Raw genomic sequence first — 19,350 nt, forward strand, 5'->3', positions numbered from 1 at the left:
ATGAACACCGCCACACATCCCGCTCAACTCTGCTTTGGCAAGGTGCTGCACACGCGCCTGCGTCCGGCCCGGCATGCGTTTGGCTATGAGGTGTATTTCATGCGCCTGCCTTTGCGTGCGATGGCACAGCACACATATACGACGCCACGTTTCTTTTCGCTGGATAAGTTCAATCTCCTGTCCTTCCACGCGCAGGATCACGGCGATGGCAAGCAGGCTTTATTGCCGTGGATAGAAACACTGCTCCGACGTGAAGGCATACACGATGCCGATGGCGAGATCTGGCTGCAAGCCTTCCCGCGTGTGCTGGGCTATGTATTCAATCCGGTTTCCTTCTGGTTTTGCCACAAACAGGATGGCAGCCTGCGTGCTGTAGTGGCTGAAGTGCGTAACACCTTCGGTGAAAAACACTGCTATCTGCTCGACACCGGTAATGCCATGCCGTATGGCGTGGAGCTGGTTGCCCGCAAGATTTTCCATGTCTCACCGTTCTGCGCAGTTGAAGGTCTGTATCGCTTTCACTTCATGCACGCCACCAGACAAGAAGGCGGCGCAACGGTGGAACGCCACATCGCATGCATAGACCACGACGATGTCGATGGTCCTTTGATCCTGACCAGCATCTCGGGCGCGGCGCAACCGCTATCGGATGCCAGCGTCGCCCGCGCCTTCTTTATGTATCCGCTCATGACACTGGGCGTCATCATCAAAATCCATTGGCAAGCGCTCAAGCTCTGGCGCAAGCGCATGCCGTTTTTCAGCAAACCCACCCCACCTACCAGCGAGTTGAGCAGATGACCAGCAAATCCATCAATCCGGAATCACTCCGGTTCGACGCGCAAGCCAGCGCCACCGAAGGCTTGCCATCGCAAGTCAAATTCATACTGCAGCTTTTGCGCAAGCTGGAATATGGCGCACTGCGCATGGAATTTCCAAATGGCGAGTGTATGCACTTCGGCGATCACTCGCACCCGGTCACACTGACGCTGAAAAACTTCGACTTGTTTACTGCGGCGCTGAAATCGGGCGATATCGGCTTTGCCGAAACCTTTATCAATGGCGACTGGAGCACAGACAATCTGCCAGGCCTGATCGAACTCTTCGTACGCAATCGTGCCGCAGTCGAATCCGTCATTTACGGCAGCTGGTTCGGCAATCTCTTTTATCGCGTCAAACATCTGTTCAATCGCAACTCACGTAACGGCAGTCGCAAAAATATTCACGCGCACTATGACATAGGCAACGACTTCTATACCTTGTGGCTGGATCCGTCCATGACCTACTCCAGCGCCCTCTACACGGAGCAAACCGGTGATGATCTGACGCAGGCACAAAACGCAAAATACCGCCGCATCCTGGACGAACTCCAACTGGCGCCGCAAGCGCGGATCCTGGAAATCGGTTGCGGCTGGGGTGGCTTCGCCGAGATGGCAGCACGTGACAAGGCGGCACATGTGACCGGACTGACGCTCTCCACCGAGCAGCTCAACTACGCACAACAACGCATGGCTACTGCCGGATTACAGGAGCAGGCTGATCTGCGCCTGCAGGATTACCGTGATGCGGACGGCCAGTACGATGCGATCGCATCGATAGAAATGTTTGAAGCAGTCGGCGAGGCTTACTGGCCGAGCTACTTTGCATGCATCAAACGCAATCTGAAAAGCGGCGGGCGTGCCTGCATACAAAGCATAGTAATAGACGATGCGCTATTTGCTCGCTATCGCAAGGGCACTGACTTCATCCAGCAATACATCTTCCCCGGCGGCATGCTGCCCTCACCTGAGGTATTCCGCCAGCAGGCTGAGAAGTACGGCTTGCGCGTCGTCAATGAATTCAAGTTTGGCCTCGACTATGCACACACGCTGCAAGCATGGCGTGCCTCCTTCAGGGAACAGGCACAGCGAGTGCATGCCATCGGCTTCGATGATCGCTTTATGCGCACCTGGGACTTTTATCTGGCCTACTGCGAAGCAGGCTTTCGGGCGGGCAGTATAGACGTGGCCCAGTTCACGCTGGAAAAACCATGAGCCAGGCAGCGCCAGCCGGAACATTCAACAACTGCCTGCGTGCAGCCGTGCTGTGGCTATTTGCCGTCTGCATCTTGATGCACAACAGCTATGCCGCCGATACGACTACACCTGCACACATACAAAAAGAATTATCACCGGCCTATCTGTCCGGACAAGGCAGCTTCCGCTGGTTCGGTCTGAAGATATACGATGCCCGGCTCTGGGTTGGCGAGCAAGGCTATAACAGCGCCGCGCCAGAAACCAGCAAGTTCGCGCTCGACCTGCGTTATGCCCGCAGCCTGCAGGGACGCAAGATAGCCGAAGCCAGTCGCGATGAGATACAAAAACTCGGCCTCGGCAACGCACAGCAACTGACCGAATGGCAAAACAGGATGGAACAGATTTTCCCGGACGTGAGTGAAGGTACGCATCTTACTGGCGTCTATCTGCCGAACGCAGGAGCGCGCTTCTACCTCGACGGCAAAGCCATAGGTGAGATCATGGATGCCGCATTCGCGCAGGCTTTCTTTGCCATATGGCTGGCCCCAAAAACCACTGCACCGCAATTACGCAACGCATTGCTGGCAGGTGCGGCAGCACGCTAATGGACAAGCTCTCCGCCCCTTCCTATTTCTCTTACGGCTTGTTCGGCTTGCCGCTGGCACTGGTTGCGCTACCGATCTACGTCTATGTGCCGCAGTTTTATGCCGAACGCTTCGGCCTGTCGCTGACACTCATAGGCGCAACCTTATTGATTGCCCGTGTATCCGATGCATGCATAGATCCGTTACTGGGCATGTGGATAGATCGCAGCAAACGCGGTTATCGCCACTTCATCGTGATCTCACTTCCGTTGCTGGCCTGCGGTTTTCTTGCGCTGTTCCATCCGCCATCCGTGGAGCTAGGCGCTGCACTTGCATGGTTTATCCTGACTCTGATGCTGGTATATCTGGGCTTTAGCCTGGCGACTATCGCCCATCAAAGCTGGGGCGCTGCACTGACACAAAAATTGAACGAACGCTCGTCCTTAACCGCAACACGCGAAGCCTGTGGTTTAGTTGGCGTGATCGTAGCGGCATCATTAACTGGCTGGCTGGGTCTGGGCTGGCTCAGTGTCACTTTCATCATCAGCCTGTTGCTATGCAGTGCGGTCTTGCTGAAGCTGGCGCCAGAACCGGTGCGCCTGCCGGTACAGCACACCAATTGGCGCATGATGCTGACGCCCTTCCAGACACGACGTTTTCGCTGGCTGTTTGCAGTGCTGATCGTGAACGGCATTGCCGCTGCCATACCTGCCACTCTGTTCCTCTTCTTCGCCAAAGACCAATTGCAACTACCGCAATACGCCGGTCTGTTCCTGATGCTCTACTTCGTCGCTGCGGCTTGCTCCATGCCGCTATGGGTAGCGCTCGCCAAACGTCACGGCGAAGCACGCATATGGTTGCTGGCAATGCTGCTGTCGGCGGCTGCATTTGTCTGGGCCTACGGCTTGTCAGCTGGTGCTGCACTGCCCTTCGGCCTGATCTGCATATTGTCCGGCCTGACCCTGGGTGCCGACCTCGCGTTGCCACCTGCATTGTTGGCGGCTGTCATCCATCAGGCCGGACACAGCGGCCAGCGTGAAGGCGCTTACTTCGGCGCATGGAGCTGGGCGACCAAAATGAACCTGGCACTGGCGGCAGGCATCTCGCTGCCCTTGCTACAGCACCTCGGCTATGTACCCGGCGTAGTCAATAGCGACGGCGCGCATGCACTTGCTGTCGGCTACGCATTACTGCCCTGCGCATTAAAACTCGGCGCAGCGGCCATCCTGTGGCGCGCCCCCTTGCGCGACATCTGAAACGGAACGAATCAAGGAGACAGACATGAAACACTGGAAAAACTTCTGCGCGGTACTGGCCCTGGTGCTGCTCTCATCCTGCGCCAGCCACAGCAATATCGCCGACTATGCGAATGAAAAGCCGACGCTGGACTTGCAGCAATACTTCAACGGCACCCTGGATGCATGGGGCATGTTCCAGGACCGGTCAGGCAAGGTCATTAAACGATTCACAGTTGTGATGCGCTGCAAATGGGAAGGCGATGTCGGCACGCTGGATGAAGACTTCACCTACTCCGACGGCACTAAGCAAAAGCGTGTCTGGACCCTGCGCAAGGTTGCCGCTAACCGCTATATCGGCACTGCACCTGATGTCGTGGGTGAAGCAATCGGCGTCACTGCAGGCAATACCCTGCACTGGAACTATGTACTGGCACTACCGGTGGACGGCAAAGTCTATGAAGTCAATTTCGATGACTGGATGTATCAGATGGATGATCGCGTCATGCTGAACCGTGCTGCCATGAGCAAGTTCGGCTTCGCGCTGGGACAGGTCACGCTCTCTTTTACCAAACGCCCATGAATCGATCTGCCAGCTACAAACAAAAACATATACGGAGAATAAAATGAATCCCGCGATTACAAACTGGGACCATCTGCGCGTCTGGGTGATAGGTGCATCAAGCGGCATAGGAGCGGAAACAGCAAAATTATTGCTGGAGAAAGGTGCACGCGTCGCCCTCTCGGCCCGTCGCGTCGATTTACTGCAGGCAGTCGCCAACTGCCACCCACGTGCACTGGTAGCAGGCCTGGACATAGTCGATCCCGCCAGCGTGCAGGCGGCCCATGCGCACATCCTTAAAGAATGGCAAGGCCTGGACATCGTATTGATCGTCGCAGGTTCTTACAACGAGATGCGCGCCGATAGCTTCGATCTGGCCATCGCCAGAAACATGCTGGAGCTCAATCTGCATGGGCCATTAAATTGTCTGGATGTCGTGCTACCCGGCCTGCTGGCACAAGGACATGGCAGCATCGGCATCGTCTCGTCCGTCGCAGGATACAGCGGCTTGCCCAAAGCATTGATCTACGGCCCGAGCAAAGCAGCCCTGATCAATCTGTGCGAAACGCTGTATCTGGATTTACGACCACGCGGCATAGGTGTCTATATGATCAATCCCGGCTTTGTCGATACGGCATTAACCGCCGGCAACGACTTTCCCATGCCGGCACTGATGAAGACACCCGATGCGGCACGGGAGATCGTGCGCGGCATGGAACGCGGTGATTTCCATATACACTTCCCGAAACGCCTGAGCAATGTTTTACGCATATTGCGTCTGCTGCCTTACCGCCTGTACTTCTGGATCATCCACAAAGGAACCGGACTATGAATGACGGCACCAATAGCGAACTGAATTACGCCGCCGATATGCAGCGTGTCGTGCATTTCTTCGAAACGCTGACAGTCACCTCTGCACAGGAACAGCTCGAGCACATCTATACGCCGGACGCTTACTTCAAGGACCCGTTCAATGAAGTACGCGGCCTGCCCGACATCGTGCCGATCTTTGTGCACATGTTTGCGCAAGTCGACAATCCACGTTTCGTCATCACATCAACCGTACTGCAAGGAGACAGCGCCTTCATGACCTGGGAGTTCCTGTTCCACATGCGACGCTACGCCCGAGATGAACAGTGCATACGTGGCGCCACCCACTTCCGCTTCGCACCAGACGGCCGCGTCAGCTACCACCGCGACTACTGGGATGCGGCCGAAGAATTGTATGAAAAAATCCCACTCGTCAGCAGCTTCATGCGCATGCTCAAGCATATCGCCCGCAAGTAAAGCTGATATTCGCAATCATCTACCGTGCCTGCAGCAAACGTACTAATATTGCTGTAACTCCCTACTGAAAGCACGGCATATGACGCAGTCGCTGGATACCTCCCATTTGTGGATGCCTTTCACCGCCAATCGCCAGTTCAAGGACCGGCCCCGCATGCTGGTCGCCGCGTCCGGCATGTACTACACCAGCGATGACGGACGGCAGATACTGGATGGCACCTCAGGTTTGTGGTGCGTCAATGCCGGGCATGGTCATCCGAAGATCACCGCCGCCATCCGGCAGCAGGCTGCACAAATGGATTACGCACCGCTGTTCCAGATCGGGCATCCGCTTGCATTTGAAGCCGCCAGTGCACTCGCCGGGATTGCACCTGCCGGCCTGAACCGCGTCTTCTTTTGCAACGACGGCTCGGAAGGCGTGGATACCGCGCTGAAGATCGCCCTCGCCTACCACCGCATCCGCGGCGATGCAGGTCGCACCCGCCTGATCGGCCGCGAACGTGGCTACCATGGTGTTGGCTTCGGCGGCATCGCGGTCGGCGGTATCGCTGGCAATCGCAAACAATTCGGACCCGGCCTGGCCGCCGACCACCTGCGTCATCCGCTCAACATCGCGAAAAACGCTTACTCACGCGGCCTGCCGCTGCACGGTGCGGAAATGGCCGATGAACTGGAGCAACGCCTGTTGGCTCTGCACGATCCATCCACCGTCGCCGCCGTCATCGTCGAGCCGCTGCAAGGTTCAACCGGGGTAATCCTGCCGCCACAAGGTTACCTGGAGAAAATCCGTGCCATCTGCGACAAGCACGGCATCCTGCTGATCTTCGATGAAGTCATTACCGGCTTTGGCAGGCTTGGTACGGCCTTCGGTGCCGACTACTTTGGCGTCCAGCCCGACATGATCGTCTGCGCAAAAGCACTGACGAATGCAGCCGTTCCGATGGGTGCAGTCATTGTAAAGCAAGAGATACATGACTGCTTCATGCACATGGCGCCTGCCGACAGCATAGAGCTGTTCCACGGCTACACCTACTCCGGCCACCCGCTGGCCGCGGCAGCCGCAATCGCGACATTAGATGTGTACAAGGAAGAGCAATTATTCCAGCGCGCTGCCGACATGGCGCCGTACTTTGAAGAAGCGGTGCACAGCCTGCAAGGCCTGCCTCACATCAAAGACATACGCAACCTCGGTCTGGTCGCAGGCATAGAACTGGAAAGCATCCCCGGCAAACCCGGCGCACGCGCTTATGAATTATTTACCCGGGCATTTTGGGAAAAAGGTTTGCTGACACGCGTCACCGGCGACATCGTAGCGCTGTCGCCGCCGCTGATCATCAATAAAGCACAGGTTGATGAAATGTTTGGCAGCATAGCCGACATCCTGAAGGCGATGAAAGTCGCAAGCTAACGGCAACAATAAATTTACTAATTAAATACTTACAAGAGACAAGAATTCTCAGTATTTGCCACCGACTAAACAATTCCCTGCTATCTGGCGGCACACTTGTGCTATCGCCATTCAGTAAAGCGGTATCGACCAGACACCAGCCATAGCAAACGAATATGAAATTCATACCCGTATTTTTCGCCATCCTGTGCGCCCTGACTATATCTGCCAGCCACGCGCAGGCCTTGAGCTTTGTAGAGCAGGATGAAGGTAACGATATGCTGCACGGCTTGAAGTATGTCGGCATAGCATCGGCTAATTTCGTTGCTGCTTACAACAAAGAACACGGCACAAGCTGGCGTTCACTGGGACCGAACTCCAAGCTGATGCTTACCCGCTGTCTGGTACCGTTGAAAACGCGCTGGTCACCACCTGCCAGCAGAACGGCAACGCTACCGGCACCTACCGATTGGCGCGTCAAAGTCAGTTGTGACAAGACCGTCAGCAACACCCTCAAGATCCAACGATGGGAAACGCTGATACCCACTACCCGGCGAGATTGAAGCAGCGCTTCTCTGCGCCGAACACTCGTAAGCATGAGTAGCAAAGAAAAAGCCCGTTGACTCCAGGAGTCCAACGGGCTTTTTAGAACTGCATCTCGATGCAGCTTATTAGTTCAAGCTCTTAAGCAGCGTCACGGCCTGCTTTTTTACGCTCGTGCTCTTTCAGGAAGCGTTTGCGCAGACGGATGCTCTTAGGTGTCACTTCAACCAGTTCGTCGTCGTCGATGAATTCAACTGCGTATTCGAGCGACATTTCGATTGGTGGTACCAGGCGTACCGCTTCATCTGTACCAGACGAACGAACGTTGGTCAGTTGTTTGCCTTTGATCGGATTGACGACCAGATCGTTATCACGCGAGTGGATACCGATGATCATGCCTTCGTAGACCGGATCATTGTGGCTGACGAACATACGGCCGCGATCTTGCAGTTTCCAGATTGCGTATGCCACTGCTGCGCCGTCATCTTGCGAGATCAGCACGCCGTTACGACGACCGCCCAGATCACCTTTGGAGGCATCAACTGGTGCGTAGTCATCAAACACGTGGCTCATCAAGCCGGTACCGCGTGTCAATGTCATGAATTCGCCCTGGAAGCCGATCAGGCCACGTGCTGGGATATGGTATTCCAGACGTACACGACCTTTGCCGTCCGGTTCCATGTTTTGCAGGTCACCACGACGACGACCGAGTTCTTCCATCACGCCGCCCTGGTTGGCTTCTTCAACGTCAACGGTCAGGTTTTCAAATGGCTCGTGGCGTACGCCGTCTACCATTTTGAAAACAACGCGTGGACGCGACACTGCCAGCTCGAAGCCTTCGCGACGCATGTTTTCGATCAGGATGGTCAGATGCAATTCGCCGCGACCCGACACTTCGTAGGTCGAATCATCGTTTTCCGATTGCACGACGCGCAGCGCCATGTTGGCTTTCAATTCTTTTTCCAGGCGATCGCGGATTTGACGTGTGGTCACGAATTTACCTTCGCGGCCAGCCAGTGGCGAGCTGTTCACCATGAAATTCATGGTCAGTGTTGGCTCATCGACCTTCAACATAGGCAAGCCATTCGGTGCATCAACTGCACAGATGGTGGAGCCGATACCGATTTCTTCGATACCGTTGATCAGAACGATGTCGCCTGCCAATGCTTCGTCTACCAGTACGCGGTCCAGACCTTTGAAGGTCAACACCTGGTTGATACGCGCTTTGGTTGGCTTGTCTTCAGGACCGTTCATCCAGACGACGTCTTGACCGCCTTTGATACGACCAGCCAGGATACGGCCGACGCCGATTTTACCGACGTAAGACGAGTATTCGAGCGATGTGATTTGCAGTTGCAACGGTGCATCAGGATCATCTTCACGCGCTGGAACGTGTTCCAGGATCGCGTCGAACAATGGTTCCATGTTGCCTTCACGTACGTCCGGGGTCAGGCCAGCGTAGCCGTTCAGACCGGAAGCGTAAACGATAGGGAAGTCGAGTTGTTCTTCGGTTGCGCCCAGTTTGTCGAACAATTCGAATGTTGCATTGATAGCCCATTCAGCGCGTGCGCCCGGACGATCAATTTTGTTCAACACAACGATAGGTTTCAGGCCGAGTGCCAGTGCTTTACGTGTAACGAAACGCGTTTGTGGCATCGGGCCTTCTTGCGCATCCACCAGCAACAACACGCTGTCTACCATCGACAGTACACGTTCCACTTCACCACCGAAGTCGGCGTGGCCTGGGGTATCGACGATGTTGACGTGTGTACCTTTGTACTCAACCGCGCAGTTCTTCGACAGAATCGTGATACCACGTTCCTTTTCGATGTCGTTCGAGTCCATCACGCGTGCATCAACCTGCTGGTTGTCACGGAAAGTGCCTGACTGACGCAATAATTGGTCAACAAGCGTGGTTTTGCCGTGATCAACGTGGGCGATGATGGCAATGTTACGAATAGCGCGTTTTGAGTTTGACATAGTCGTTTTTTACGGTTGGGTGGTGCTGAATTTGGAAAGCCGCAGATTATAGCACAGCAAGACCCGTTCGATTCCGGGAAACCCTTGATATTTCAATGGCTTGCTGCGTTTTATGTGACAGATTGATGACGCTGCCACGTTAAGAAAATAGAAACAGTTCGTGCAAAAACAGCTGGAAATCCGCGTCAGGCCGGGCTGTTTTGGTTGGTGGAGATCAATCTTTCGGGTGCCAGTATGCTGTATTCCTGCATCAGGCCGGTACCGAGCAAGACCTTATCTGCGTCACGATAAACACGCACGCGCCCCTCTTGCGGCGGGACCACAACATTCTCTTTGCCCAACGCCAGACGCTGACCATGCAGGAAACGCCGGGCCAATTCTTCAGTCAAATACAGCGCAGGAAAAGATGACAGCAAAGCATCAACCGGGGCCAGCAATGCGCTACGCGCGCCTTCTTCGGTTGCGATTAGTTGCTCTATCGTTATCGCTCTATCGATAAATAAATCACCGACCTGTATGCGTCGCAAAGCATTCAGATGCGCGCCACAACCCAGTGCTGCACCGATGTCCTCACCTAATGCGCGGATATAAGTGCCCTTGCTGCACTGTACGCGCAGGGTCAGGAAAGGCGCCTGGTAATCTACAAACTCGAGCAAATGAATAGTGACAGGACGTGCTTCGCGTTCCAGCGTAATCCCTGCCCGTGCATATTCGTATAAAGGTTTGCCATCGCGTTTGAGCGCGGAATACATCGGCGGCACTTGCAGGATGTCGCCACGGAATTGCGCCAGCACAGTGTCGATTTGTTCGCGCCTGACGCCGACCGGTTTGGTTTCCAGGGTCTCGCCTTCGGTGTCGCCGGTATTGGTGGTGATGCCCAGATGCACGACTGTTTCGTAAGTCTTGTCGGCATCCAGCAAGTCCTGTGCAAACTTGGTGGCTTCGCCAAAACACAGCGGCAACAAGCCCGTCGCAAACGGATCGAGCGTACCGGTATGCCCTGCTTTCAATGCACTCAACAGCCATTTCGCCTTGATCAATGCATCATTGCTGGAGACACCAACTTGTTTATCGAGCAGCAGCACGCCGTGTACCGGCACGCGCTTTTTCTTGATGTGATTTGTCGCCATGATGGATCAGCAGGTATGCGATTGAGCTAAGTCAAGGCTAGTTCAGGCAGAGTGTGCCGGAGCGGACCGCAGTATATGAAAAGAGACGCTGCCCTATGCATGCGCAGGGGCAGACAGGAGCGGAAGATCAGTCTTCCGCATCCTTGGCACGGCTGGCATTGGCTTCATCGATCAGCTTGGACATTTCTATCCCGCGTGAAGTCGATGTGTCATGCACGAAATGCAGTTCCGGCAAAGTATGGATGGTCAGGCGGCGACCAAGCTGGCCACGGATAAAGCCTGAAGCCGCAGTCAAACCCGACACCGTGTTCTTGATGTCATCCTTCTTGTCACTCAGCATCGTGAAAAACACTTTGGCATGAGCGTAATCCGGCGTGACCTGAACTTCGGTAATCGTGATCATCCCTACGCGCGGGTCTTTCAACTCGAACGCGATAATTTCAGACAGATCGCGCTGGATCTGGTCTGCGACGCGCAAGCCGCGTCCGGGGATGGATTTACTGTGTTTGGCCATAAACTATTCTAACGATAAAACGGTGCTGCAAAAATAATTTCGCATCGGCTGGCTACAAAGCCGGCCGATGCGACATTTCAAACGCATACGGATTTGCAGTCAAGGTGAGAACAAGGCGCAAAGCCGCAGACAGTACAAACGTACGGCAAGGCGACGCAACGCAGTTATCGCCTTGACTACAAGTCCGTATTAGAGGGTACGTGCGATTTCCTGTACTTCGAAGACTTCGAGTTGATCGCCTTCTTTGATGTCGTTGAAGTTTTTCAGGGTCAGACCGCATTCGAAGCCGGCTTTGACTTCTTTCACGTCGTCCTTGAAGCGTTTCAACGAATCCAGTTCGCCGGTCCAGACCACCACGTTGTCGCGCAGCAAGCGTACCGACGAACCACGTTTTGCAACGCCTTCGAGTACGTAGCAACCGGCAATCGCGCCGACTTTGCTGACCAGGATAACCTGACGAATCTCGACCAGACCCAATGCCTGTTCGCGTTTTTCTGGCGCCAGCATGCCCGACATCGCCGCCTTGATTTCGTCTACTGCATCGTAAATGATGTTGTAGTAACGAATGTCAACGCCGTTGGCTTCCGCCAGTTTGCGTGCCTGTGCATCTGCACGTGTATTAAAGCCGATGATGACCGCTTTCGATGCCACCGCGAGGTTGACGTCGGATTCGGAAATACCACCCACCGCTGCATGCACAACCTGTACACGCACTTCGCTGGTCGACAGTTTCTGCAAGGAACCAACCAGTGCTTCCTGCGAACCTTGTACGTCGGTTTTGATAATCATAGGCAGGTTTTTGACTTCGCCTTCGCCCATGTTCTCGAACATGTTTTCCAGTTTCGCTGCCTGCTGTTTCGCCAGTTTCACGTCGCGGAATTTACCTTGACGGAACAGACCGATTTCACGCGCTTTGCGCTCGTCAGCCATGACCATGACTTCTTCACCGGCATTCGGCACTTCGGTCAGACCCTGGATCTCTACAGGAATCGAAGGACCGGCTTCGGTAATACTCTTGCCGTTTTCATCCAGCATCGCACGAACACGACCGTAGGCCGAACCTGCCAGCACGACGTCGCCGCGCTTCAGGGTACCGGACTGCACCAGTATGGTAGCGACCGGACCGCGACCTTTATCGAGTTTGGCTTCAACTACCAGACCACGTGCAGGTGCTTCGACCGGTGCTTTCAATTCCAGCACTTCAGCTTGCAACAATACTTGTTCGAGCAAGGCGTCGATGCCCTGGCCGGTTTTCGCCGACACAGGAACGAACGGCGAATCACCACCGTATTCTTCCGGCACAACTTGTTCCGCGATCAATTCTTGCGTAACGCGATCAGCATTGGCACCCGGTTTATCAATTTTGTTGATAGCAACCACCAGAGGCACGCCTGCAGCTTTCGCATGCGCAATCGCTTCCTTGGTTTGCGGCATCACGCCGTCATCAGCTGCCACCACCAGAATTACGATATCGGTTGCTTTCGCACCGCGTGCACGCATAGCCGTAAATGCTTCATGGCCTGGTGTATCGAGGAAGGTAATCATGCCGCGAGGTGTTTCCACGTGGTAGGCACCGATGTGCTGGGTAATACCGCCCGCTTCGCCGGATGCAACCTTGGCGCGGCGGATGTAATCCAGCAACGATGTTTTACCGTGATCGACGTGACCCATGACGGTCACAACCGGTGCGCGTGGCAAGGCTTCGATATCAGCCTGTTCTGCGCCTTGTTCCAGCAATGCTTCAGGATCATCCAGCTTGGCAGCGTGCGCCGTGTGGCCCATTTCTTCGACCAGAATCATTGCTGTTTCCTGATCGAGAACCTGGTTGATGGTGCACATCTGACCCAGCTTCATCAAATGCTTGATGACTTCTGATGCCTTGACCGACATTTTGTGCGCGAGTTCGGCAACGGTAATCGTTTCCGGCACATGCACGTCTTTTACGATCGCTTCAGTCGGCGCCTGGAAATTGCTTTCGCGCTCTTCGTGATGCGAAGGACGACGGCCTTTAGGGCCTGCACGCCAGCCATCACGACCACCCGCTGTGTTGCCACGGGTTTTGATACCCGCGCCGCGTTTTTTCGCATCGTCTTGCCAGGTGGACGAGACATTCGCCGATTTGATCGATTTCTTGTCTGCCGCTACTGCTGGTTTTTTCTCGTCTTTTTTCTCGCCGGCTTTTTTATCAGCAGGTTTGTGCAAAGTACCTTCAGCTGGTTTCGCTGCAACCGGTGCTGCAGGCTCAGGAGCCTTGATGGCGCGCCGTGGCGCATTCATCATGGCTTTGATCTGCGCTACTTCATCGGCAACCGCTTTACGCGCTGCTTCGGTCGCTACTGCTTTTTCGTTCGCTTCCTTGGCTGCATCTTTTGCCGCTTGTGCTGCTTTCTTTTTGCTTTCTTCGGCAGCGACGCGTTTTTTCTCTTCCTGTGCCGATTCGTCCGCTTTCGCTTCTACCGGTGGTTTAGCCGCATCGGCCTTGCGTGCTTCTGCTTCAGCTTGTTCAGCTTGTTTCAGAGCTTGCGCTTGCGCTTCTTTTTCCGCTTCCAGCTTGGCCAAGCGTTCTTGTTTTTCGCGCAGATCAGCTTCCTGACGTGCAATCAGTTCAGCCTGACGACGTGCTTCTTCAGCGCGACGTTCAACTTCTGCTTCATCGATAACAGGTGCAGCAACTTTGACCGGAGCTTCTTCAGGCGCAGATTCGTCACGTTTTACGAAAGTCCGTTTTTTACGCACTTCGACCTGAATCGTGCGCGATTTGCCAGTGGCATCCGCTTGCTTGATCTCAGTCGTTTCTTTACGGGTCAATGTGATTTTTTTCTTCTCACCGTCTGGTGCAACACCATGCGCGCGGCGCAGGTGATCAAGGAGCTTGTCCTTGTCGGCCTTGGATAATTCGTCGGACGTTGAGCTTTTCTCGACGCCAGCATCCCGCAGTTGCGTGAGCAATACGTCTGCTGGCATCTTCAGCTCGGTGGCAAATTGGGCTACATTGTTACTCGCCATTCAGTCCTCTTTTCTATGTAACGCGTTAGATGAAATTCAAGCTTCGGGGATTACTTCGCTTCCGCGAGGCTCCATACCTTGGCTTGCAACGCCTTGGCGTGGTCATCGTATTTAGCATCGATGAGCTTCATCTCTTCGTCAGTCACATCTTTAAATTCATCTTCAATCAGTTGACGCGCACGGTCTGTCGGCAAAGCCAGAATCGCGCCAAATTCGTCATAGGCCAGGGCCGAGAATGCTGCCAGCGTTTTGACACCAGCCAAACCAAGTTTGCCTGCCATCACGCGATCCATACCTTCCAGATTCGCCAGCGCGTCTTCCATGCCTTCCAGACCTTCTTCGGAAGCAATCGCTTCTGTTACCAGTGCATCGCGTGCGCGGTTGCGCAGTTCGTTGACGGTATCTTCGTCGAACGATTCGATGTCCAGCATTTCGCTGATAGGTACATAAGCAATCTCTTCCAGGCTCGCAAAACCTTCGTCCACCAGGATGTCAGCAACTTCCTGATCAACATCCAGTTTTTCCATGAACAGGGTGCGGATCGCAGCTGTTTCCAGTTGCGATTTATCAGCAGATTCTTCCGCTGTCATGATGTTGATTTGCCAGCCAGTCAGTTCCGAAGCCAGGCGTACGTTCTGACCACCGCGACCGATAGCGATCGCCAGGTTTTCCTCGTCCACCACAACGTCCATTGCGTGCTTTTCTTCATCGACAACGATGGAAGAAACGTTGGCCGGAGCCAGAGCACCAATGACGAATTGCGCCGGATCTTCCGACCACAAGACGATATCAACACGTTCACCGCCGAGTTCACCTGTTACAGCCTGAACGCGGGAACCGCGCATACCAACGCAGGTACCGATAGGATCGATGCGCTTGTCATTGGTAAATACCGCGATCTTGGCGCGTACACCGGCATCACGTGCAGCCGATTTGATTTCCAGCAAACCTTGCTCGATTTCCGGAACTTCCAGTTCGAACAATTTCATGATGAATTCCGGCGCGGTGCGCGACAGGATCACTTGCGGGCCGCGTGCATTGCGGTCGATGCGCAGGATGTAGGCACGGACACGATCACCGATACGCAGGTTCTCTTTTGGAATTGTCTGATCACGTGGCAGGCGTGCTTCGATACGACCGGATTCAACGATCGCATCGCCGCGCTCCATACGCTTGATGGTGCCGGTAACCAGCGAATCACCACGCTCCAGGAAGTCAGCCAGAATCTGTTCGCGCTCAGCATCACGGATGCGTTGCAATACAACTTGTTTGGTATCTTGCGCAAAGCGACGACCGAATTCGACCGACTCAATCGGCTCTTCAATATAGTCGTCTACTTCGATATCGCCGATTTGTTCCTTGGCTTCGAAATGCAGGATTTCCTGATCCGGCAATTGCAGACCTGCTTCATCAGGCACTACGTGCCAGCGACGGAAGGATTCGAATTCGCCGCTTTCGCGATCGATGGATACACGGATGTCGACATCGCCTTCATAGCGCTTCTTGGTCGCTTGCGCGAGCGCGTGTTCCAAGGCTCCGAAAACGATATCCTTATCGACGTTTTTTTCGCGCGCTAGCGCATCAACCAACAATAAAATTTCGCGACTCATGCTTTGCGACTCCTAAAATTCACTTGTGGCACTAAATGTGCCTTGTCTACATCAGCGAGCGTAAATTCGAGCTTCGCCGGCCCATCGTTTCCTTCAAATTCCAACGCGAGTGTCTCGCCTACCGGTTCCTGCAAAATGCCCTGGAACGATTTGCGATTCGCCGCATTCGGCATCGGCATGCGCAATTTGACGAGTGCTTCAGCACCGGCAAAACGTACATAATCCGACAACTTCTTCAGCGGCCTGTCGAGACCGGGTGACGACACTTCCAGCCGTTCATAATTGGCGTTTTCAACCGTCAATACATGCAACAACTGGTGCGTTACCTTTTCGCAGTCCTCTACCGTGATCGAACCTTTATCCGCGTCTTCCGGTGTAAAGTCGATAAACACGCGCACCAGACCGCGGGCTGCCTGTTCAAAATTGACCAGTTCATAGCCCATGCCAACCACGGTTTTTTCAATTAGCGCCGACAACTGCAAAAGAATTCTCCGAATAACGTCAATCACGACCAGGTCGAAATTGAATACAACAATGCAAACTGTTTAACAAAAAAAAAATGGGCATCTGCCCATCTTTTTTATCATTCTGACCACCGAATTCAATGCCAAAAACATAATTTTTTGGCTGGCGACCTTCGTTAACTGCCGAATTATAGTCGATTAGCTGGTGCACCGCAATGTTGGAATCCCTGCGGCACCCACTCGGACAGCTAACAAATGAGTCTTTTTAAATCCGGCTCGTCAAACGACGCGCCATGGAACAAGACAAAAAGTAAATTATTACACTTTGGAGCGACGGCGCTGGCCGCCTTGCGGACCATTACCACCACGAGCGGGACCGTTACCACCGCCCGGGCCACGATTCGGCCCGTTGCTGCGACGCGGCTGACCCATGCCTGGAAAGCCCAACGATGTTTGCAACGGATCGGGCTGACGGCTGCGTGCTTGTCCCTGGCGATTCGGCTTGCCCGGATTTTGTCCTTGTGTACGGCCTTGTCCTGCGTTCTGTCCTGCGCCCTGCCATTGACCCGGGCCACGCGGCTGACCAAGTCCCGCTTCATTGCGCGGCGCACGGTTACCGTTTACACGATCACCACCATTGCCGGAGCGCCCTTTATTGGACGAACCTGCTTCGCCCGCATTCTTGTCGAGACCACTGAGTGCGAGCAAATCGCGCACTGCGTGTTCTTCCATTTCTTCCCAGCGACCACGCTTGAGATTCTTCGGCAAGGTCAGCAAACCATAGCGCGTACGAATCAGACGCGATACCGTCAGGCCGATCGCCTCAAACATACGACGCACCTCACGGTTACGTCCTTCACCGATGGTCACGCGGTACCATTTATTCACACCTTCTCCGCCGCCGTCGGCGATCTTGGAGAATTGCGCCATGCCGTCTTCCAGCTCAACACCCGCCAGCAACTTCTGGCGCATGCCTTCTTCCAGCTCACCCAGCGTACGCACCGCGTATTCACGATCGATGCCGTAACGTGGGTGCATCAGGCGGTTCGCCAGATCACCGGAGGTAGTAAACAGCAGCAAACCTTCAGTATTGAAATCGAGGCGACCAACGGCCAGCCACTTTGCAGCTTTCATCGAAGGCAGGCGATCAAATACGGAAGGACGCCCTTCCGGATCGTTCATGCTGACGATTTCACCAGCCGGTTTGTGATACACCAGCACGCGTGGCGGCTTCTTGCTTACTTTGCGCTGAATCAGCTTGCCGTTAATACGCACCTGGTCGGTCGGCAAGATACGCTGCCCAATATGGGCAGGCTCGCCATTGACCGAAACACGACCGGCAATAATCAATTCTTCCATGTCACGACGCGAACCGAGACCAGCCTCTGCCAGTACTTTATGCAATTTCGGTGCGTCGTCATCCGCGGTCAAATCGCGGCGTACGGTTTTTTGTTCATGACGACGTTTGCCACCGGCACTGTCTTCCGACGCCAGCGAATCAAAATCATCCGAAGTAACAAAGGAAAATACATCATCGGCGTTATCCGCCTTGCCATGCGGCTTGGCGCCACGCTGCGAACCTGCACCACCCGGCTTGCCGCGACCTTGCTGCTTAGGGCCGCCTTTTGCGCCAGGCTGGCGTTCGCCACGACGACTATTATTAGTACGCTCTTTGCGCGCTTCATCGGAAGCCGGCGCTGTACGTTGCTCGCCATCTTGCGCCGCTTCGACGCCATCAGCCTTCACCGCAGCCGATTCGCTTGCTTCACGCGGTGCGTTACGAGCACGACGCAAGGTACGCGGACCACGCAAACCACGCTTTGCCGGTTTCGTGCCACTACCTTCTTGCGCCGCGGCAGGAGCCTGCTCAGCGGCGTGCTCAGATGGGGACGCATCATGACCAGATGCATCAGAAGTATTATTTTTCGTTGGGCGATTCATTATTCAATTCTTTGTTGTGCTCACTTGGGTCGTCAACAACCGTCAAGTCAGGCGCTGCTGCGTCGGTAGGAATAGCTGCTTCGGATTCCGAAGGATTCAATTCTGTTGGTTCTGTTACCCCGTCATCCCCACCGCCCGTCTGCTCTGCGGCGACAGTTTCGACTTCTTCAGCAACAGTTACTTCGGCTTCGACTGTTTCAGTCGCAACTGATTCAATCTCCACTGCGTCTATATCAGCCACGACTTCGGTCGCGACAGCTTCTGTCGTCGTTTCGGCAGCGACTTCAGTGGTGGCGGCATCAGCACCGGCGAAATCGATCGCGGTCTGATCCAGATGTTCTTGCAATTCTGCTTCCAGTCCTTGCATCTCGAGCAAGGCACTGCCCTGCATGTCACCCTTCTCAACTTGCTGCAGAGGCGGCAACTGATCCAGCGAAGTCAGGCCGAGATCATCGAGGAAATGTTTAGTCGTTGCAAACAAGGCCGGGCGACCAGGAACATCGCGATGACCGATGGATTCAATCCAGCCGCGGTCTTCCAGCATTTTGATAGTTTGCGAATTGACCGTGACACCACGGATTTCTTCAATATCGCCGCGCGTAACCGGCTGGCGATAAGTAATGATTGCTAGCGTCTCCAGGGTTGCACGCGAATACTTTGGCGGCTTTTCCGGATTCAGACGTTCCAGGTAAATCTTCATCTCCGGACGACTCTGGAAGCGCCAGCCGGTCGAAAGGCTGACTACTTCAATGCCTTTATCTACCCAGTCGTCACGCAACTCTTCAAGCATCTGCTTGATTTCGTCTGTACCTATCTGTCCGTCAGTCTCGCCCGTCTCGACAAAAAGCTTCTTCATGTCGTTTATGGACAGGGGCTCGTGAGCGCAGAGTAGCGCTGTTTCGAGGACCTTCTTCGCCTCAGCAATATTCATTTACGATATTTACGACTGTTTAGTTGCAATGTGCAGAAATTATATTCAACGACAATCATCTTTGGAATCGATTGTCCGGTTAGAGAACCAGTTGATACTGCTATCCGACGCCCGTTTTAGAGGAGATGTAATTATGGGCGGGATTTGATAAGACTTGTAAGACT

General features: G+C 54.4%; 17 protein-coding genes. 9 read left to right on the forward strand and 8 right to left on the reverse strand.

All coding sequences use genetic code 11. From position 1 onward, the window contains the following. From DBR37_RS15420 to DBR37_RS15460, 9 genes are all read left to right on the forward strand, one after another. Positions 1-798: a DUF1365 domain-containing protein gene (locus DBR37_RS15420; RefSeq protein WP_124575351.1), complete on the forward strand. Its 798-nt coding sequence runs from the start codon at positions 1-3 to the stop codon at positions 796-798. Next, complete coding sequence (locus tag DBR37_RS15425) at positions 795-2,030, forward strand: cyclopropane-fatty-acyl-phospholipid synthase family protein (RefSeq protein ID WP_124575352.1); 1,236 nt, start codon at positions 795-797, stop codon at positions 2,028-2,030. Before DBR37_RS15420 ends, DBR37_RS15425 begins: the two co-directional genes overlap by 4 nt. Beyond that, positions 2,027-2,617, forward strand: a complete 591-nt coding sequence (locus DBR37_RS15430; RefSeq protein WP_233588401.1) for a chalcone isomerase family protein — start codon at positions 2,027-2,029, stop codon at positions 2,615-2,617. The genes DBR37_RS15425 and DBR37_RS15430 overlap by 4 nt, the downstream gene beginning before the upstream one ends. After that, positions 2,617-3,852, forward strand: a complete 1,236-nt coding sequence (locus DBR37_RS15435; RefSeq protein WP_124575353.1) for an MFS transporter — start codon at positions 2,617-2,619, stop codon at positions 3,850-3,852. Before DBR37_RS15430 ends, DBR37_RS15435 begins: the two co-directional genes overlap by 1 nt. 25 nt (positions 3,853-3,877) lie before the next feature. Then, positions 3,878-4,414 (forward strand): DUF3833 domain-containing protein, encoded by a 537-nt coding sequence (locus DBR37_RS15440; RefSeq protein WP_124575354.1) that lies wholly within the window; start codon positions 3,878-3,880, stop codon positions 4,412-4,414. Positions 4,415-4,457: 43 nt separating this feature from the next. Then, positions 4,458-5,225, forward strand: a complete 768-nt coding sequence (locus DBR37_RS15445; protein WP_124575355.1) for an SDR family oxidoreductase — start codon at positions 4,458-4,460, stop codon at positions 5,223-5,225. Next, a complete protein-coding gene (locus DBR37_RS15450) occupies positions 5,222-5,680 on the forward strand; it encodes a nuclear transport factor 2 family protein (RefSeq protein WP_124575356.1) in 459 nt (152 codons plus the stop codon). The genes DBR37_RS15445 and DBR37_RS15450 overlap by 4 nt, the downstream gene beginning before the upstream one ends. Before the next feature lie 79 nt (positions 5,681-5,759). Beyond that, a complete protein-coding gene (locus DBR37_RS15455; RefSeq protein ID WP_124575357.1) occupies positions 5,760-7,088 on the forward strand; it encodes an aspartate aminotransferase family protein in 1,329 nt (442 codons plus the stop codon). A gap of 155 nt (positions 7,089-7,243) precedes the next feature. After that, on the forward strand, positions 7,244-7,630 hold the full coding sequence (locus DBR37_RS15460; RefSeq protein ID WP_124575358.1) for a hypothetical protein: 387 nt from the start codon (positions 7,244-7,246) through the stop codon (positions 7,628-7,630). 121 nt (positions 7,631-7,751) lie between these two features. Here the strand turns inward: DBR37_RS15460 and typA are convergent, their stop codons facing one another. From typA to scpB, 8 genes are all read right to left on the reverse strand, one after another. Beyond that, on the reverse strand, positions 7,752-9,590 hold the full coding sequence (typA, locus tag DBR37_RS15465; protein WP_124575359.1) for a translational GTPase TypA: 1,839 nt from the start codon (positions 9,588-9,590) through the stop codon (positions 7,752-7,754). Between the two features lie 185 nt (positions 9,591-9,775). After that, positions 9,776-10,720, reverse strand: coding sequence for a tRNA pseudouridine(55) synthase TruB (gene truB, locus DBR37_RS15470; RefSeq protein WP_124575360.1), 945 nt, complete (start codon positions 10,718-10,720; stop codon positions 9,776-9,778). Positions 10,721-10,847: 127 nt separating this feature from the next. Beyond that, complete coding sequence (gene rbfA, locus DBR37_RS15475; RefSeq protein ID WP_124575361.1) at positions 10,848-11,234, reverse strand: 30S ribosome-binding factor RbfA; 387 nt, start codon at positions 11,232-11,234, stop codon at positions 10,848-10,850. Between the two features lie 189 nt (positions 11,235-11,423). Next, positions 11,424-14,240 (reverse strand): translation initiation factor IF-2, encoded by a 2,817-nt coding sequence (infB, locus tag DBR37_RS15480; RefSeq protein ID WP_124575362.1) that lies wholly within the window; start codon positions 14,238-14,240, stop codon positions 11,424-11,426. 50 nt (positions 14,241-14,290) lie between these two features. Continuing rightward, the gene (nusA, locus tag DBR37_RS15485; RefSeq protein ID WP_124575363.1) at positions 14,291-15,850 is read right to left on the reverse strand and encodes a transcription termination factor NusA; all 1,560 of its coding nucleotides are present in this window, start codon (positions 15,848-15,850) and stop codon (positions 14,291-14,293) included. Further along, positions 15,847-16,332 (reverse strand): ribosome maturation factor RimP, encoded by a 486-nt coding sequence (gene rimP, locus DBR37_RS15490; RefSeq protein ID WP_124575364.1) that lies wholly within the window; start codon positions 16,330-16,332, stop codon positions 15,847-15,849. The genes nusA and rimP overlap by 4 nt, the downstream gene beginning before the upstream one ends. 300 nt (positions 16,333-16,632) lie before the next feature. After that, entirely contained in the window at positions 16,633-18,255 is a 1,623-nt protein-coding gene (gene rluB, locus DBR37_RS15495; RefSeq protein ID WP_124575365.1) for a 23S rRNA pseudouridine(2605) synthase RluB, read from the reverse strand. Next, on the reverse strand, positions 18,233-19,186 hold the full coding sequence (gene scpB, locus DBR37_RS15500) for an SMC-Scp complex subunit ScpB (RefSeq protein ID WP_124575366.1): 954 nt from the start codon (positions 19,184-19,186) through the stop codon (positions 18,233-18,235). The genes rluB and scpB overlap by 23 nt, the downstream gene beginning before the upstream one ends. Between the last annotated feature and the right edge of the window lie 164 nt (positions 19,187-19,350).

It is taken from the genome of Herminiimonas sp. KBW02, from assembly GCF_003852535.1.
Classification (GTDB): Bacteria; Pseudomonadota; Gammaproteobacteria; order Burkholderiales; family Burkholderiaceae_D; genus Oxalicibacterium.

Bases quoted from the DNA above. Each gene is read 5' to 3' on its own strand.
- rbfA (WP_124575361.1), bottom strand. From the start codon at position 11,234: ATGGCCAAACACAGTAAATCCATCCCCGGACGCGGCTTGCGCGTCGCA.
- DBR37_RS15450 (WP_124575356.1), top strand. From the start codon at position 5,222: ATGAATGACGGCACCAATAGCGAACTGAATTACGCCGCCGATATGCAG.
- scpB (WP_124575366.1), bottom strand. From the start codon at position 19,186: ATGAATATTGCTGAGGCGAAGAAGGTCCTCGAAACAGCGCTACTCTGC.
- nusA (WP_124575363.1), bottom strand. From the start codon at position 15,850: ATGAGTCGCGAAATTTTATTGTTGGTTGATGCGCTAGCGCGCGAAAAA.
- DBR37_RS15460 (WP_124575358.1), top strand. From the start codon at position 7,244: ATGAAATTCATACCCGTATTTTTCGCCATCCTGTGCGCCCTGACTATA.
- DBR37_RS15445 (WP_124575355.1), top strand. From the start codon at position 4,458: ATGAATCCCGCGATTACAAACTGGGACCATCTGCGCGTCTGGGTGATA.
- DBR37_RS15435 (WP_124575353.1), top strand. From the start codon at position 2,617: ATGGACAAGCTCTCCGCCCCTTCCTATTTCTCTTACGGCTTGTTCGGC.
- truB (WP_124575360.1), bottom strand. From the start codon at position 10,720: ATGGCGACAAATCACATCAAGAAAAAGCGCGTGCCGGTACACGGCGTG.
- DBR37_RS15455 (WP_124575357.1), top strand. From the start codon at position 5,760: ATGACGCAGTCGCTGGATACCTCCCATTTGTGGATGCCTTTCACCGCC.
- infB (WP_124575362.1), bottom strand. From the start codon at position 14,240: ATGGCGAGTAACAATGTAGCCCAATTTGCCACCGAGCTGAAGATGCCA.
- rluB (WP_124575365.1), bottom strand. From the start codon at position 18,255: ATGAATCGCCCAACGAAAAATAATACTTCTGATGCATCTGGTCATGAT.
- DBR37_RS15430 (WP_233588401.1), top strand. From the start codon at position 2,027: ATGAGCCAGGCAGCGCCAGCCGGAACATTCAACAACTGCCTGCGTGCA.
- DBR37_RS15425 (WP_124575352.1), top strand. From the start codon at position 795: ATGACCAGCAAATCCATCAATCCGGAATCACTCCGGTTCGACGCGCAA.
- DBR37_RS15440 (WP_124575354.1), top strand. From the start codon at position 3,878: ATGAAACACTGGAAAAACTTCTGCGCGGTACTGGCCCTGGTGCTGCTC.
- typA (WP_124575359.1), bottom strand. From the start codon at position 9,590: ATGTCAAACTCAAAACGCGCTATTCGTAACATTGCCATCATCGCCCAC.
- DBR37_RS15420 (WP_124575351.1), top strand. From the start codon at position 1: ATGAACACCGCCACACATCCCGCTCAACTCTGCTTTGGCAAGGTGCTG.